This window comes from Bradyrhizobium manausense, assembly GCF_018129685.1.
Lineage (GTDB): Bacteria > Pseudomonadota > Alphaproteobacteria > Rhizobiales > Xanthobacteraceae > Bradyrhizobium > Bradyrhizobium manausense_D.
The window spans coordinates 16346-32826 of record NZ_JAFCLG010000010.1 but is presented as its reverse complement, the minus strand read 5'-3'; the positions used below and the strand labels follow the sequence as shown (position 1 = coordinate 32826).

The following is a 16481-nucleotide window of genomic DNA, read 5'->3' as shown; positions in this document are numbered from 1 at the left end:
TCGAAAAAAACGTCCCTTCGGCCCTTTCCAAAGGCGGTGCGGGTTGGTACATACCCCCCGCACCCAACGGGCTTTGCCCGGGGTTGCCTTCCAAGGAAGCCTTCGGGACGGGAGAAGCAAGCCACGCGAACAGCGTCGGCCCTCAATCGACCGTCCCCGGCATTTTCACGAGGGCGCGCAACGGTTTAACGCGGGGTGGAGCAGCCCGGTAGCTCGTCAGGCTCATAACCTGAAGGTCATAGGTTCAAATCCTATCCCCGCAACCAAGTATCAAGCCCTTGAGAACACTTCGTTTTCGAGGGCTTTTTGCTGCTCGGATTTTGATGCAAATTTTCGTTCGTGGAAGCGTCGTGGAAGCGGCAGGAGGAAAGTCGCAGCGTAAAATCGGCGGGGTCGGGCGCGACGCAATGACTCAATTGTGATCAGAAGTGCCACTGCGGGCGCCACCATCGGCGGCCCAAAGACGAGCGGGCTAAGCGGGTCGGACTCCGGGCACGGCATCCGGTATCATCGAGCCATCGACTCGGTCCCGAATCGCTTCATGAACCTCGCTGAACTCGTACCTGAGGCCGACGTCGTGCTGGCGCTTGAGCCGGATGAACTGGCCCTGCGTATTCTCCAGGTTGTTTCGCGTTGGCCGGAGCATATGCAGCAACTGGAACTCGGCACATTTATCAACTCCGCTCTCGGTCCGAGAAATGGTGCCGGCACTTCCTATCCAACCAACAGAAGGGGTGAGCTGGAGCGGGCCATTCGGGAAGCCTGGTATTGGTTGGAAGGGGCTGCTCTGTTGATCCCGCACCCGGGTTACCATGAACCGCATACGCTCCGGGTGCTGAGCCGCCGTGCTGTCAAACTTGCCGAAGAGCCAGAATCCGCGCGCTCATTCGGTGCGCTTCGACTTCCAAAGGAATCCCTGCATCCGAATATCCGGGAGGATGTCTGGCAGCAGTATCACCGGGGAAAGCTTGACACTGCCGTGTTTGAAGCGATGAAGGCCGTAGAAGTCGCCGTGCGGGATGCCGCCGGGCTACCGACAAAAGATGTCGGCACGTCGCTCATGCGCAAAGCCTTTGACCCTGCAAACGGCCCGCTCGCCGACATGAATACCGATATGGCTGAGCGCGAAGCTCGCGCCCATCTGTTCAGCGGTGCGATCGGCTCCTACAAGAACCCTCACTCGCATCGCTACGTTGCGTTGGACGATCCCGGCGAGGCCGCTGAAATCATCATGCTGGCCAATCATCTGCTCCGCATTGTCGATGCTCGTGTGCAGGCGAAGCAACAGTCGGCCCCCTGATCACGGTGTCGATGTGGCAGCGGTGATGCATGGTGGATTTCCAGGCGGATCTTTTCTTCTTGCCACCGTTCTGCGGGCGCGTGACCAGCGGCGGCTGCGATCGCACACTGCCGTTTAGGCGCTCTTGAAGCTATTCTACTTTGAGTCGGCGCGTAGGATAATTCGCAATCTTCGCCTGCGTATTCGATAGACGGCGGTCCGAGTCCTCGACTAATGTTCTTTGAAATTGCCGGAGGTGCCTGATTTGAGCATTAGCGTACATAATCCAGATCAATACATGGCTTCATTGCGTACCATCATCGCTCAAGGGAGAAAACGCATCGGCCTCCTGGTTGGAGCAGGCGCGGGCGCGGGAACTGCCAAAGACGACGGTACATATCCGCTTATCCCCGCAGTCGAGGGCCTAACGATCCAGGTCTTGACCGCGCTCGAACCGAAATACTGCGCCCAGATTGCCGCCCTGAAGGGTGAGCTGGACAAGCACGACATCGAAACGGTCCTCTCGCGTATCCGCTCGCTTAGCAAAGTCATCGGCAAATCAACCATTCATGGTCTTAACGGCGACGGGTTTAAGATCTTCGGCGAGGAAATCTGCACGGAGATCGGCAAGATTGTGAATGTACGGCTGCCGAAGAATGGTTGTGCGTACAATGACATTGTCAACTGGATAACGGGTATCGCGCGCGATCATCCGGTCGAGATATTCACGACCAACTACGACCTTCTGTTTGAGGAGGCCTTCGAGGCTGTCCGGGCTCCCTACTTCGACGGATTTACGGGTGGACGAGAGCCGTTCTTCGATCCGGTATCGGTCGCCGGAAACGATCTGCCGCCACGCTGGACGCGACTGTGGAAGCTGCATGGATCACTCGGATGGAAGGCCAGCGACAAGGATGAAGTAATTCGCACAGGGCACGATACCGCAACGCATCTGGTCTTTCCCGAACATCTTAAGTACGACCAGACACAAAAAGCGCCTTATGCGGCGCTCTTTGACCGTCTTCGTACCTTCTTGACGACGCCGGATACTCTTCTGATTTCCGTCGGCTTCTCCTATGCAGACGCGCACATTTCAGCGCGCATCGACGAGGGGCTGGCGGCCAATCCGTCAGCCAGCGTGTTTGCATTTCAATTCAAGCCTCTCGCTGAGGAAGGCGCAGCTTGCGATCTGGCGAGGCGACGCCCCAACCTAAGCGTTTATTCGCCCGACAAGGCCGTAGTGAACGGCATCGAAGGGCCGTGGCAGGTTTCCTCCGAGTTGCCCAGCAAGGACTGGGGTCCGATCAGAGCAACTTATTGGTCACCGCCAAAGGCAAGCGTGCCTTCGCAGTTTTCGCTGGGAGCCATCGAGGCCTTTGGACACTTTTTTGCGGCATCGCGGTCGATGCAGGCGCTCACGCCTGCTCCAGCCGTGCCCACTGCCGCCGCTCCTCCTACGGCTACTGTGGCCGCAGCAGGGACGGCCCCATGATCGCTCCGACGCTCCTTGGACACGTGGGCGCCGTCTCGGGCGCAGCCATCAGCATTCGCCAGTTTGAAGGCGTTGCCTCCGGTATCTCGATCATTGGGGGCCGCAGCTACAGGGTCGGCCAAGTGGGCAGCTTTGTCCGAATACCGCAAGGGTATCACGACCTCTACGGCATTATTGCAGACGTCGGGGCAACAGCGACTCCAGAGGCTTTGCAGAATCTCAGTTCGCGCGGCGAACGCTGGATGACTGTTCAGCTCGTTGGCGAAATTGTCGAAACCGCTTTCGAGCGAGGCATCAGTCAGTACCCCGCGATTAACGACGAGGTTCATCTCGTCACCGATGAGGATCTGGCCAAAATCTACGGAACGGCAGAACGAGGCCAGGTCGTCATCGGGCGGCTGGCGGGCGCTGAAAGCATCCCTGTTCGCATCGACCTTGATCGCCTTGTCACGAGGCACAGCGCCGTCCTCGGCTCGACCGGTGCAGGAAAATCTACGACCATCGCCAGCCTTCTCCGCGCGATAGCTCACTCACCAGACGGCAAACCTGCCTTCCCAAACACCCGTATTCTCCTCTTGGACATTCATGGCGAGTACGCAACCGCTCTCAAGAGCATTGCCAAGGTCTTCCGTGTCTCACCAGCGGCGGATGAAGAACCTCTGCTGATTCCCTATTGGGCCATCGACACGACTGAACTGCTGTCTTTCTTAATGGGTCGCATCGAAGATCGTGCCTTCACCAGCATCACAGACCGGATTGTCGCCGCGAAGCTTGCGCTGGCCAAGGGCGGAAAATACGAGGGCATCGATGTCAACTCATTGACACCGGAAACGCCGATTCCCTTCAGCCTGAAACAATTGTGGCTCGATCTGATCGATCCCGAATTGAAAACGTGGAAAGATCAAGCACGAACCCAATCCGCCATCACAACCCCCGGAAACGCGGACACCCTTGTCGCGCCGAGGTATCCGCATCCAGGAACATCAAGCACACCGCCTTTCGCAAACAACTCTGGCGTTCTGTCGATACGTCGGCAGCTTGATCAAATGAGATCCCGACTTCTCGATCGTCAGTATGACTTCATGCTTCATCCCGGCGATTGGGAATCATCGCTTAAGGGAGACGCAAAGAAAGACCTACCAGAGCTACTAAAAGGATGGCTTGGATCGGACAAGCCCATCACAATCCTCGATCTTTCTGGCGTTCCGAGCACCGTTCTTCATCATCTGGTTGGCGGGATTCTCAATGTCCTTTACGAGGCGCTCTTTTGGGGGAGAGAAACCCAGGAAGGTGGGCGTCAGCGGCCATTGCTAGTCGTGATGGAGGAGGCCCACCGCTATCTCGGAAAGGATGCCAACGGTCCCGCCAAGGCCATGGTCCAGCGGATCGTGAAGGAGGGACGAAAATTCGGCGTCGGGGCGATGATCGTCAGCCAGCGCCCCTCAGAGATTGACGATACGATTCTCTCACAATGTGGTACCTTCGTTGCGCTGCGGCTGTCAAATTCGGGGGACCGCAGCAAGGTCCAAGCCGCATTACCTGACAGCCTTAGCGGATTGATGGACAGCCTTCCGGTGCTGCGAACTGGCGAGGCGATAATAACGGGGGAAGCCGCCAAACTTCCAATCCGGTGTAGGATTACGCTTCCTCCCGAGAATGCCAGACCAAGCAGTGAAGACCCTGAAATCTCGTTGGCATGGAGCAAGAAGAGAGCCGGAGCAGAAGACTACGTGAATTTGAGCGGCCCTTGGCGAGCGCAGAATCCAAAATGGAAACCGACAAGAAAGGAGAAATAGACGATGGAACGGCAGTCGGTAAGTTCGTCAAATCTTGCTTCTGTTGGATACGATCCCAACAGCGAAACTCTTGAGATCGAGTTTAAAGGAGGCACGATATATCGGTACTTCAATGTACCCAGCTTCGTGCACGAGCAACTGATGTCAGCAAATTCACACGGCATCTACTTCAACGCCAACATCAAAGACAAATATCCATTCGAGCGCGCATGACTATCGATGCCACAATAACCTGTCCGAACTGCCAAACGGAAATCAAGCTCACGGAATCGCTTGCGGCTCCTCTGATCGCAGCGACGAAGCGGGAGTATGAGAAGAAGATCGCCGACAAGGATGCAGCGCTCGACAAGCGCGAGGCCGAACTCCGGCGTCAGCAGGATGCCGTCAAGGACGCGCAGGCGAACGTGGAAACGCTGGTCGCAGAAAAACTGAAATCCGAACGGGGCGTCATTGCTGCCGACGAGGCGCGCAAGGCTAAACTCCAGCTTGGAGCCGATCTGGAGGTCAAAGCGAAGGAGATTTCTGAACTAAAAGATGTGTTGCTGCAACGAGACACGAAATTGGCGGAGGCGCAAGCGGCGCAGGCTGAACTCTTGCGTAAACAGCGAGAACTTGATGATGCCAAGCGCGAGTTGGAGCTGTCCGTTGAAAAACGGGTCCAGGAAGCGCTCAGCTCTATCCGCGAACAAGCCAAGAAAGAAGCGGAAGACGGTCTGCGATTGAAAGTTTCGGAAAAGGAAGAGCAGATCCTTTCAATGCAGCGCCAGATCGAAGAACTAAGACGCCGGGCGGAACAAGGCTCCCAGCAATTGCAGGGAGAAGTTCTGGAGCTGCAACTCGAAACCGTGCTGGCCAACCGCTTCCCGCTTGACATACTGGAGCCGGTCGCCAAAGGCGAATTTGGCGGTGATGTGTTGCAGCGTGTCATAGGCCCTACGGGACAGGCCTGCGGAGCCATACTATGGGAGACGAAGCGCACCAAAAACTGGAGTGATGGATGGCTCCCAAAACTACGTGGAGATCAGCGGGCGGCAAAGGCGGAACTGGCGCTTCTGGTGTCGGAAGTGCTGCCGAAAAACGTTGAAAGTTTTGAATTGGTTGATGGAGTCTGGATCACTCATCCCCGCTACACAATTCCGGTCGCCTCAGTGCTCCGTCAATCCCTCATCGAACTCGCAGCAGCGCGCTTGTCACAGGATGGGCAACTGACAAAGACTGAGCTGGTTTATCAGTATTTGACCGGCCCCCGCTTTCGCCATCGTGTCGAGGCAATCGTTGAACGCTTTTCGGAGATGCAAGACGATCTTAACCGCGAACGGAAAGCCACGATGCGTCTTTGGGCAAAACGAGAGGCGCAGATTCAAGGAGTTATTGACTCGACGGTTGGAATGTATGGCGATCTTCAAGGGATAGCGGGGCGCGCCATGCAGGAAATTCCAGCTTTGGAGACACCGCTTATCGAAGACAAGGAAGAATAAGGGCCTGTAGGCCTCGTCGTGGCCCAGCGCGCTGCTATGCGGTGATCAAGTCTTGTAGCCCAAACTCTTCGATCATCCTTGGCGTGCTGGCCCAAACCTTGCCTGGCATGAGCTGAATAAGCTTGTTGAAGACGTTCGCGAACGCGCGCCTGCCGGCGTCGTCATCAAATTTGGCCGCCTCGTCGGCGGTGAGAAGCGGAATGACATCCGCGAGGAAGCTGCCGCGACCGAGCTTGGCGAACATGCGCTGCTCCGCTTGCGGACGGGTAATGGGCGTTTCGGAAAGCTCCAAATAGCGCCCCATCAGATCGATGGTCTTTTGCGTATCGAGATCCGGAAAAACGTCCAGGGCATGCGACAGATCGATGAGGTCGCGGCCCTTGTTGCGCTGAAGAAGTGCGCGGATTTTTGTCGAAAGCAATTCCTCATTTGAAAACGTCGCGATCTTGGTCTCGCCAGAGAACCACGGATTACTGACCTTGAACGGGAGCAAGCGCGCGCCATCAAACGCATCGCACTCGTGGGTATTGATTTCAAGTTTCAGACGGATCGGAGCCTTGGACGTTCTGTCTTCGGCTTCGATGGAATATTTGAATTTGGGCGCCACCTGACTGCGGCCGAAAACTGGGTCCCCAAGCCACGGATCGAGAATGTCGTGCACCCGGTCCAGCAGAGGCTTGAGCGGCCCCTCCGCCGTCTTCACCAGATCGATATCCTCGGAATAACGAAGCGGTTTTGGAAAGTGGAGTTTGTTGAGCGCGGTGCCGCCGCGAAAGCGCAGCTGCTTCACCAGGAACGGATCGTTGAACAGCTCGACGAGCGCCCGGGAGATAATCAAATCCTGTTCGATTTGCCGCTGTTCGGCCCATGGCGCGTTCTTCGACCAGGCGACGATGTTCATGGCGGGAATCATTCATCGATCTCCGGATGGCGATGAACGGCGACGCGCCAGCGTTCGTTTTTCTCCAGCGGCGGTTCGGCCAGGGCCGGTCGTTTTCGATCCATGGGCTCAAGCTGAACCCAGGGCACCGGCGATTTTGAGAGCAACGCGTTGCGAAGCGGCTCGCTCACGGTGGAATGCCCCAAACGGTCCAGCAGATAGCCGAGTCTCTGAATGGTTGTTCGTTCAAAGTGAACAGCGAGTTTCGCCAGCTTGTTTGCGTCCAGGCGCGACCCCAAGTCCTTCAGAATGGTTGCGACGGAATCGACGCCTCCGACCACGTGGAGGTAGCGCAACAGATCAAGCGCCGTCAGCTCTGCCGACGAAATCTTCATGCTTCCCGTGTCGGTCTTGTGGCTTTCAAGACTATCCACAACGGCCGACATGGTTTTGCGGAAGTAAAATACGATGAAAGATCGTCCCGCCTTGATTTTGGACAGTTGCTTGTCGGTGACGACTTGAAATTCCATGACCGCGTGATGGGTCGCGCCGTGCAACTCCGCTGCCTTCAAAAGGCCAACGTAGTACGTCCGGCCTTCGTGGCGCATGAGATCATCTATGTACCAACTTGGCGGCGGCGCTTCCCACGTCAAATACTGTGGAGGGACGATGACATAGAACCCGTGGCGTGGATTGAAGAGCAGCCGCTTTCTTTGAAGACGCGCGGCGGATGCCTGGAAGGCGGAATGTTTGATGCCAAGCGCGGTGGAGGCTTCCTCCGCGGTGAACGAAATCCGCCCGCCCGACTGGAGCTCCAAAATATAGTCTTGAAGGGTGGAACCTGTCTCTAGCATCATATTATAAAATAGGCTGAAATCGTCTATTTTTCAATATGAGACTTTAGGGGCGTAAAGCGCCATAAGCAAGAATCGACAAAAATCGTCTGTTTTACAATATGATACTGGAGACGTTGGCTTTGTGACCGGGCCCTCGTCGCTTACCGCAATACCACAGCCGCCAGAGAGGAAGGGCCGCGCCACCAAGTAGGTTACGTCCTGCCATGATCGCTCTTAGCCGGAATAGGTATGAAATCTCCCGCGCAAACCTGGGTGGCCTGTCGGCGCCTCCCTGCGGGACCGGGCTCTCGTGAACCGAGCCGCTGACGCGTCTCGGCCTTTCGGCTTCGATCCCTTGCGCAGATCATGTGTCGCTCGCCGGAGGCTCTCGCGTTAGGGGCCGCCGTCATTTCATGCCGGCGCCGCTATCACTGCCCCGAACGCGGGTGCCTTGTTAACCGGTCTCGCGACCGCACTCGGTCGCGGGTCCCGCCGTCATTTCATGCCGGCGTCGCTATCACTGCCCCGCGCCGGGTGCCTTTACCTTCGCTTCGCTCCGCGCCCTTCGGGCTTCCATCCCTGACGCAAAGACGGCCGTGCGGATGCGCGGTCCGTTTCCCCTGAAGTGCGTGCGGCGTCACCGCTGCTGAGAGTGAGAGTGCGGATCGGTTTGTCGGGACGGGTTGAGGTCGGAGGAGAGGCTTCCGGCGGCCCGTCGCGGAGAACCGCCATGTCTGGACATACCGCCCGAGTTCGCGCCGGCAACGACCGCGCGAGCCTTTACACCGAAATCACCGACAAGATCATCGCCGAGCTGGAGGCTGGCCGTATCCCGTGGGTGCAGCCATGGGGGACGGCGGCGATCAAGGCGCCACTCGCGATGCCGCGCAACGCGTCGACGCAGCGCGGATATTCCGGGATCAACGTGTTGATCCTGTGGGGTGCCGTTATCGAGCACGGCTTTTCCGGACAGAGCTGGCTCACCTTTCGCCAGGCGCTTGGGCTCGGCGGCCATGTCAGGAAGGGCGAGCGGGGAACGACCGTCGTTTATGCAGATCGCTTTACTCCGGACGACGAACGCCGCCGCGCCGCGGAAACCGGCGAGGAGCCGGGTGCCATCCCGTTTCTCAAGCGATTTACCGTCTTCAACACGGATCAGTGCGATGGCTTGCGCGAGGAGGTAGCTGCTTTAGTGGTCCCGCCGCCACCAGGCCAGATTGAGCCCCAAGCCGAGGCGTTGATCGCGGCGACCGGCGCGGATTTCCGAATCGGCGGTGCCCGTGCCTACTACAACACGACCAGCGATTTCGTGCAGGTGCCGCCGCCGGCGGCTTATTTCGAGCCGATCAATTGGCACCGGACCGCTTTCCATGAGCTTGGTCATTGGGTTGGTCATACGTCTCGCCTTAACCGCGATCACTCGGGATCGTTTGGCTCGAAATCTTACGCGCGCGAAGAGCTTGTCGCCGAAATGGCGGGTGCCTTCGTCTGCGCCTCGCTCGGCATCGTGCCTACCGTGCGCCACGCCGACTATATCGGTTCCTGGCTGGAGGTGCTTCGCGAGGATAACCGCGCTGTGGTGCGCGCGGCAAGCGCGGCCTCGAAGGCGGCCGATTTCCTGCTCGCCTTTCTGGCGCCCGCGACCGACGCCATTGCTGAGGGCAACGAGGAGGCAGCGTGAAGAGTAAGCCTCCTGCTTCCGCTTTCAGTCGTTACCGCGAGTCAGAGAGTGAGAGGCGTGCCGGTTAGTCGGTGACGGGTTGGAGGTCGAAAGAGAGTCTTTCGGCCGCCCGTCGTGGAGAAACCGACATGGCAAGCGCCGTTCAGAAAATCAAGCTCAGTCCATCGCGAGACATTCCCTTCAACAAGCTGGTGCTCAGCCAGTCCAACATTCGGCGTGTGAAGGCCGGCGTCTCGATCGATCAACTGGCAGAGAGCATCGCCCAGCGCACGCTGCTGCAAAGCCTGAGCGTTCGTGCGGTCGTCGATGCCGACGGCCAGGAGACCGGCATGTTCGAGGTGCCCGCTGGTGGACGCCGCTACCGCGCGCTCGAACTGCTGGTGAAGCAGAAGCGTATGGCAAAGACCCAGCCCGTGCCGTGCGTGGTCCGGGACAGTGGCATCGCCGAGGATGATTCCCTCGCCGAGAATGATGAACGGATCGGCCTGTTAGGTTCTGTGTTCGAACTGTCCTGTTAGAGTCGTTTGGCTGTCATCGTGATGGTTCATATGCGTGGGGCATTTCGAGGAAGGCACACAGACGTCCGAGTCAAGCGTTCCCGCAGCGTAGCGAGGACAACGCTTGACGCGGCGGCGACACCACAAGCTAGTCAAATGGTTGCAGGCGAAGTCCTGCAACCCTGCCACGCGGCGAGCGGGAGAGCGCGAGGGGAACCCCTCGCATCCTAAACAAAAGAGTGCGCCGTAGGCGCTCCGCTTAATAACAACTGGTTCGGGAAGCTGTCTTCTTTGTTGCTGTACAGGGAGTTGCGTCCAGCGCGGTGTCTTTTGCCGTTTCGGACGGCTAGGACCAAAGAGGACAGTGTGGTGCGGATCATCAAGGCGGCGATGGGCTATGCCGCAATCCAGGCTGGGTTTCCTATACTGCTGTCTGAACGGATGGCGATTATCGAGCCGGCGTTCGCCTGGCTGATGGAATTGGCGACGATTCCGGGCCGCTCGCATGCGGCGGAAACGATACGGACCTACTGCGAGCACCTGCATGATTGGTTCGACAGTCTGGAGCAATCTGGTCTCGACTGGCGCGCGGTGAGCGAGGCGGAGATTGCGGCCTGGCGCAATCGCATGCTGTCGCAACCGAGCCCACATACGAAGCGGCCATACGCGCGGTCGACGGTGAATGATCGGGTTCGCACGGTCTGCCGGTTTTATGTCTGGGCGCAGGGGCGCGGCTGGATCGAGGCCTTGCCGTTCCACTTTGTCGACGTGCGGGTGGGCCCTGGCCGCCGACAATCGTTCCTTGCGCATGTCAACGCGCGCCCCGGTGTCGTGGCGGCGAACATCTTGACTGTTGCCGAGCATGAGCGCTTGCCGCGACCGTTGCGGGTCGATCAGTTGCGCCGGGTCTTCGCCCAGTTGGAGATGCCCTACCGCCTGATGGCGGAATGGGCGCTCGCGACGGGATTACGGCGCAAGGAGCTTTGCGGCTTAGCTGTCTTCCAGGTCCCGGAGACAGCACATCTTGATGACGAGGATCATCCGCTGGTCGGCGTGCCCTTGACGATCACCAAGGGCGACAAGCCTCGCACGATCTACCCGCCGATCCGCCTGGTTGATCGCACGCAACGCTATATCGACGAAGTGCGCACGCCGCAGGTCCGGGCATTGCGTCGCCAACGGTCGGATTATCGGCCACCATCGGCGCTCTTCCTCAATCTGCAGGGGAATGCGGTCAGCAAGACACGATTGACGGCGGTGTTTGCGGAAGCTTTCCGAGCCGCCGGCGTGGCGGGTTCGCTGCATTGGTTGCGCCATACCTTTGCGATGACCATGCTGGTGCGATTACAGCGACAGGCATCAACCACGCCTGACCTCAATCCGCTGAAGATCGTCCAGGTCCTGCTCGGGCACAGTTCGATCCAGAGCACGGCGATCTACCTGCGCTGCGTCGAGCTCAATGCCCGGGAACTCGCCGACAGCATCGACTATCTCTACGGTGAGTTGATCCCCGATGGCCGGTAAGCGTGAGCGTATCGACCGGCGTCTATCGGCTGCGTCACCGATTGTGCTGGACCAGCCGGTCGATACCGTCGCCGTCTTTCGTGACGGTTGGGGCGAGGTCGCAAAGCGCTACGATCTCGGCAAGCTTGGTTTGCCGACAGACATTGCGATGCTTCTGGCAGACGCCTTCCGCAATCATCATGCCGCATCGAGCTCCGACACGCTGCGTCATTGCTGGATGGCGCTGCGCGTCTTCGCGCGCTTTGCGGTGGAGGACGGGCATGTTCTTTCTGCAGGGGATCTGACCACCGCAATGGTCGGGCGCTATGTCGCCTGGCTGGATCAACAGATCGCGGGACAGACGAACAAGCCCTGGTCGAAGGGGTCGCGGGCGAATGTGCTGATGCAGCTGCGTCAGATGATCGACTGGACCAAGCGTCGGCATCCATCCCGGTTGCCCGCGCGTATCGACTTCCCCTGGCGGTCCTGGCCGAACCGCCATGCCGATCCCCGCACACGCCTTGGCGGAGACGACCTCAAAGCCATCCTTCGTGCCTGTTACGAGGAGATCGACGAGGCTTGGGAGCGCTTCGAAACGGGGCGAAGGATTCTCGCCACGAGCGGACCGGTTGATGGTGTCGATCCCGAACTTTGCGACCTGATCCGGGCGCTCGCCGGGGTGAATGACGGGGTCCTGCCTTCGCGCACTCTCGCGATCCGGAGCCAGGTCAACATATCGGCAGTCGCACGTCATGGGGGGCTGCGTCATCTCGGAGGCTATCTTCACCTGACCGGAGAAACGGTCGTTGCCTTCTTCATTGCCATTGCGATCCAGACCGCAGGCAATCCGGACGCGCTGCGGTTGATCACACGCGATTGCCAGGTGGCGCATCCGCTCGATGAGCATCGCGTCATCATCGAGTGGGCAAAGCCTCGGGCCGGACGGACGATCAAGCGCGCGCAAAGACGATCCTTCGATCGCCGTCGCCGGTATGCCGCGCCGAACCTGCTCGACAGGCTATTGGCGATGACGGCGCCACTTGCATCTCGGGCCAGCCGACAGGATCGGAGCCGTTTGTTCCTGGTGAAGAGCGAGAAGAAGGATACAGTCACGCTCATTCCCGAGGCGACATTGTCGCATGCTTTGAAACCGTTCGTCAGCCGTTCGAACGCTCGGATCGCCATCTGGAATAAGGCAGCACCCGAACGGGCACGGCCTTTGCTGCCGGATTTTGCTGCCGTGCTGCTGCGCGGTAGCGTCGCCACCGAATATTACAAGGCGTCCGGCGGCGATATCGTCGTGACACAGGACGTGCTCAATCACGCTCGCGTCGACACGACCGAACTTTACATCAAGGGGCCGCAGACGCGCCGTGTCCAGCGCGAGGCCATCGCCAGATTGCAGGACCTGATGCTCGGCTGGATTATCGGTACGGAGATCGACGCTGGGGATCATACGGCGCGAGAGCGGATTGCCCTGGGCGCCAACGCGATAGCCCCGTTCAGCCATGATTGTCTCAATCCGATTGCGGGGACGGCATCCGGTTCGACGGCTGGCAGGGTCTGCCGGCACTTCGGCGGATGTCTGCGCTGCCCTGGACTGGTCATCCCGATCGACGCGGAACACATGGCGCGCATTCTTCAGGCGAAGAGCGAACTGGAGCGGGCGCGTGAACGCCTCGATCCGCGCCGCTTCGAGCTTCTGTACGCATCGAGCTTGCGCATTCTGGTCGACGACATACTGCCGGACTTCCCGCAATCCCTGCGCGCGAAGGCCGAAACTCGAATGATGACGCTGCCAACACCTCCGGCGCTGGAGTGAACGATGGCGACTTCCACGGCATTCGCTCTTCCCGCCGCGACACGCTCGCCAATTCGGATCTCGGCACGCTCGGTGTGGTCGGATCAGGTCTGGCATCTCGACGGATACCGCCCGGGCGGCAACCGGAGTGACTTCTCGCTCGACTGGGGCTTTATCCTTGCTGACGACAGCCGGTTCAGCGATCCGCACTGGACAGATTGGCGAGAGGCGGCAAAGCTGTTCCTGTGGAGCCTGAAGCTGGACCCGCCGCCCGGCCGTCGCAATGTCCATGAAGCAACCATCGTCTCCGTCTTCAAGGATTTGCGGATACTGATCCGCTGGATGGCAGCGCAAGGATATCGGCGCTTCGTCGATCTCGATCGCGACGCTTGCGAGCGGTTCTTAGCATCGATGGCGACGCGCCCGGGCAAAGAGACGGATAAGCCCTTGAAGTCGGGGACGTTGCAAAAATACGCCAACCTGCTGACACGTCTTTACCTGCAGGGGGCGAAGTTCCCGGAAGTGGCGATCGCTGATCCGTTCCCGGGCATTGGGAAGCCTATGCTCCGTCATGATCGCGGTTGGCTGCCCTATACGCCCGATGAGATCGCCGTCCCGCTGGTCTCGGCGGCGTTGCGACTGATCGGAGCCCCGGCTGATGATGTCATCGCGTTGCAGACGCTGGCGCAGACCGTTTATGACGATGCGCTTGCGCAGGGGATCAGCCAGACGAAGGCTGGCTTCATCGTGACCGACGCGATCGCCGCGTTCACATTCTCGACGTTACCCGGCGAGGACGCGCCATGGCATGCCGTACCTGTCAGCAGCACCAAGCAGGTGCGGTATCTTGTCGATCGTATCTACGACGCCTGCTTCGTCGTCATTGCCTATCTGATCGGCGCCCGGGTCTCGGAGATTATCGGGCTTCAAGTCGGCTGCATCGAGCAGCATCCCTCAGGTGATGGCAGCGAAAGCTTCGCCTATCTCGTTGGCCGGATCTACAAGACAGCACGCGGCGCTGATGGCGAGGCCCATCGCTGGGTCGCGCCGCCGCCGGTCGAACGCGCCATCCTGGTCATGGAACGACTGTCGGCCCGCTTGCGCGCCCAAAGCGGGCGGCCCGATCTCTTTCTGGCGATGGCCAGCAACGGCCTTATTGGTCCCGCGGCCCGGATTAATTTGCCCGTCGTCTCCACGATCATATCGCGGTTGAACAACCAGTTCGCGCCGTTCATCGCTCTGCCGCATCATCAGGGTGAGCCCTGGCATCTGAACACGCATCAGGGCCGAAAGACCTTCGCCCGCTTCGTCGGCAAGCGCGACCGGACCGGCCTGCATGCGCTTCAGGCGCACTTCGGTCATGTCACCCGTGCGATGACCGATCGCGGTTATGTTGGGACCGACTTCGCTCTCGACGACCTTATCGATCGCCATGCTCAGGAGGAAACGCGCGCCGCCCTCGAAGAGGTGCTGACGGCGACAGCGCTTGGCGGCAAGGGCGGGCGGATGATTGCCGCTCGCTCGCAGTTCCGGGGACGCACGCGTGACGGCGATGCCCAGGCCTACGTCCGCTTCCTGATGGAAGAGACTGATCTCCGCCTCGGGGTCTGCGACTGGGGCTATTGCGTCTATCGCGTCGAAACGGCGGCCTGCTTCGGCGATGAAAAAGGGCCGAACCCCGTGCTGAGGACTGAAAGCACGTGTCTCACCTGCGCCAACTTTGCCGTTACGGCCAAGCATCGACCGGTCTGGCAGGCGCGCCGCGATCGCAATGCCGATCTTCTCGCTCATCCTGGCCTCGACCCGGTCAGTCGCGAGCTTGCCGAGACACGGATTGCCGAATGCGACCGCATCCTCGGCGATCTCGATCATGGAAAGGATGCACGCGATGACGCGTAAAACCGGCAAAATGCCAGCGCTGACGCCGCACGAAAAACGGCTGCGCAACACGGACCGCAAGCTGCGGGAGGCTCTGGAGCGCCTGGTTAAGGGACTGCCCACACACCCGGACCTACAAAAGCGATCCTACCGTCTGACCGTTGCCACGCTCGCACGTGAGGCGCGTGTCGGCCGCAACGCGATCTACACCAATCATCGTTCGATGATCGACGAGTTGCGTCGCGCCAGCGATCGCAGGATCGTCCCCGAGAAGCTGGCGGCCTGGGAAGACAAACTCGCCCAGCAGCGCGCTCTGATCCAGGTCTTGCAGATCGAGGAGCGGCGTATGGTGACGGAAAATGCCGTCCTGCTGAAGCGCATCCTCGAAGCCGAAACGGAGGTTGAGCGGCAGAAGCGTCATAATGCCCGCCTGATCACTGAGCGCGATCGCGCCATGAAGCCGGTGGCCCTCCCGCGTGGGCCAAAATCCTGACGTCGTTTACGATTGCCGGTTCGTGTCGCTGCGCTCGTCGAAGGACAATTGTCGCCCCATCCATTGCCTGCGACAATCATGCGCGGCATGATCTGCGGCATGCTTGACCCCTTCGATCCAGATAGCTTCATTGTGCGCGCCGAGGTTCATATCCTTGGCATCGAGCCCAAGATCAGCCGCACTCTCGAACTGCCAATCACTCTCAACCTCGCCCAACTCCACGAGGTGCTGCAGGCCGCCTTTGGCTGGACCGACAGCCATTTGCATCACTTCAATATTGGCGGTCTTATCTATGGAGCCCCGGAGTTCGATGAGGACGGTCTGTCCGACAGCCGGACCTTCGAGGCGACCGAGGTCAGGATGATCGACCTTCACTTTCCCTACGACCCCGAGGAAAACCCTCTCACGATCCTCTACGAATACGACTTTGGCGATAATTGGCGTCATCTGCTGCGCTTGGAGCGCGTCGCACGCGAGGAGAGCGCCAAATATCCTCGCTGTATCGCCGCCGCACGCTCAGGACCTCCCGAAGACGCTGGTGGGCCTTCAGGCTATGCCAACTTCCTCGAGGCCTGGCTCGACCCCGACCATGAAGAACACAAAGCCATGCATCGATGGGCTGGCGGCAAGTTCCACCCGGAGTCCTGCAATCTCGACGACATCAACAAGGCTATCGCCAAAGCACTACGCTTATCAAAGGGCGACTATCGCTTCCGTCGAGAAAGCCATCGTGATTGACACCAAACGGCAACGCTTCAGCGCCAAAGATACACCCAAAATGCAAGGCGCAACCAGAAAGGTAAAAGAATCAACGCCATACAGCTAACAGGACAGTTGACGCATAACCTAAGCGCTCCATCCGCTGGA

Annotated in this window: 13 protein-coding genes, 1 tRNA gene and 1 pseudogene; 13 read left to right on the top strand and 2 right to left on the bottom strand. The window is 59.4% G+C overall.

Annotation, left to right across the window (positions count from 1 at the left end; translation table 11 throughout):
• Positions 1-189: 189 nt before the first annotated feature.
• The 6 genes from JQ621_RS22625 (at position 190) to JQ621_RS22600 (ending at position 6045) form a co-directional block, all read left to right on the top strand.
• Positions 190-266, top strand: a tRNA-Met gene (locus JQ621_RS22625).
• Between the two features lie 275 nt (positions 267-541).
• A complete protein-coding gene (locus JQ621_RS22620) occupies positions 542-1300 on the top strand; it encodes a TIGR02391 family protein (protein ID WP_212236893.1) in 759 nt (252 codons plus the stop codon).
• A gap of 244 nt (positions 1301-1544) precedes the next feature.
• Positions 1545-2771, top strand: a complete 1227-nt coding sequence (locus tag JQ621_RS22615) for an SIR2 family NAD-dependent protein deacylase (protein ID WP_212236892.1) — start codon at positions 1545-1547, stop codon at positions 2769-2771.
• A complete protein-coding gene (locus JQ621_RS22610) occupies positions 2768-4567 on the top strand; it encodes an ATP-binding protein (protein WP_212236891.1) in 1800 nt (599 codons plus the stop codon). The genes JQ621_RS22615 and JQ621_RS22610 overlap by 4 nt, the downstream gene beginning before the upstream one ends.
• Positions 4568-4570: 3 nt before the next feature.
• Complete coding sequence (locus tag JQ621_RS22605) at positions 4571-4780, top strand: KTSC domain-containing protein (RefSeq protein ID WP_212236890.1); 210 nt, start codon at positions 4571-4573, stop codon at positions 4778-4780.
• Positions 4777-6045: a DUF2130 domain-containing protein gene (locus JQ621_RS22600; protein WP_212236889.1), complete on the top strand. Its 1269-nt coding sequence runs from the start codon at positions 4777-4779 to the stop codon at positions 6043-6045. The genes JQ621_RS22605 and JQ621_RS22600 overlap by 4 nt, the downstream gene beginning before the upstream one ends.
• Before the next feature lie 34 nt (positions 6046-6079).
• Here JQ621_RS22600 and JQ621_RS22595 read toward each other — a convergent pair whose 3' ends face one another.
• Together JQ621_RS22595 and JQ621_RS22590 are read right to left on the bottom strand one after the other, a co-directional pair.
• The gene (locus tag JQ621_RS22595) at positions 6080-6946 is read right to left on the bottom strand and encodes a nucleotidyl transferase AbiEii/AbiGii toxin family protein (protein WP_249125484.1); all 867 of its coding nucleotides are present in this window, start codon (positions 6944-6946) and stop codon (positions 6080-6082) included.
• Positions 6947-6954: 8 nt separating this feature from the next.
• Positions 6955-7743, bottom strand: coding sequence for a type IV toxin-antitoxin system AbiEi family antitoxin domain-containing protein (locus JQ621_RS22590; protein WP_312015437.1), 789 nt, complete (start codon positions 7741-7743; stop codon positions 6955-6957).
• Between the two features lie 748 nt (positions 7744-8491).
• On the opposite strand from JQ621_RS22590, the gene JQ621_RS22585 reads away from it, so the two are divergent.
• From JQ621_RS22585 to JQ621_RS22555, 7 genes and pseudogenes are all read left to right on the top strand, one after another.
• Positions 8492-9442 carry an ArdC family protein gene (locus JQ621_RS22585; RefSeq protein ID WP_212236886.1) on the top strand — a complete coding sequence of 317 codons (951 nt, stop codon included), beginning with the start codon at positions 8492-8494 and terminating at the stop codon, positions 9440-9442.
• Between the two features lie 128 nt (positions 9443-9570).
• Positions 9571-9930: pseudogene (locus JQ621_RS22580) on the top strand (ParB/Srx family N-terminal domain-containing protein); the annotation flags it as partial.
• Between the two features lie 378 nt (positions 9931-10308).
• A complete protein-coding gene (locus JQ621_RS22575; RefSeq protein ID WP_312015436.1) occupies positions 10309-11463 on the top strand; it encodes a tyrosine-type recombinase/integrase in 1155 nt (384 codons plus the stop codon).
• Entirely contained in the window at positions 11453-13264 is a 1812-nt protein-coding gene (locus JQ621_RS22570; RefSeq protein ID WP_212236883.1) for a hypothetical protein, read from the top strand. The genes JQ621_RS22575 and JQ621_RS22570 overlap by 11 nt, the downstream gene beginning before the upstream one ends.
• A gap of 3 nt (positions 13265-13267) precedes the next feature.
• A complete protein-coding gene (locus tag JQ621_RS22565) occupies positions 13268-15142 on the top strand; it encodes a site-specific integrase (protein WP_212236882.1) in 1875 nt (624 codons plus the stop codon).
• Positions 15132-15614 carry a hypothetical protein gene (locus JQ621_RS22560; protein ID WP_212236881.1) on the top strand — a complete coding sequence of 161 codons (483 nt, stop codon included), beginning with the start codon at positions 15132-15134 and terminating at the stop codon, positions 15612-15614. The genes JQ621_RS22565 and JQ621_RS22560 overlap by 11 nt, the downstream gene beginning before the upstream one ends.
• An 87-nt stretch (positions 15615-15701) precedes the next feature.
• The gene (locus JQ621_RS22555; RefSeq protein WP_212237177.1) at positions 15702-16352 is read left to right on the top strand and encodes a plasmid pRiA4b ORF-3 family protein; all 651 of its coding nucleotides are present in this window, start codon (positions 15702-15704) and stop codon (positions 16350-16352) included.
• Positions 16353-16481: the final 129 nt, after the last annotated feature.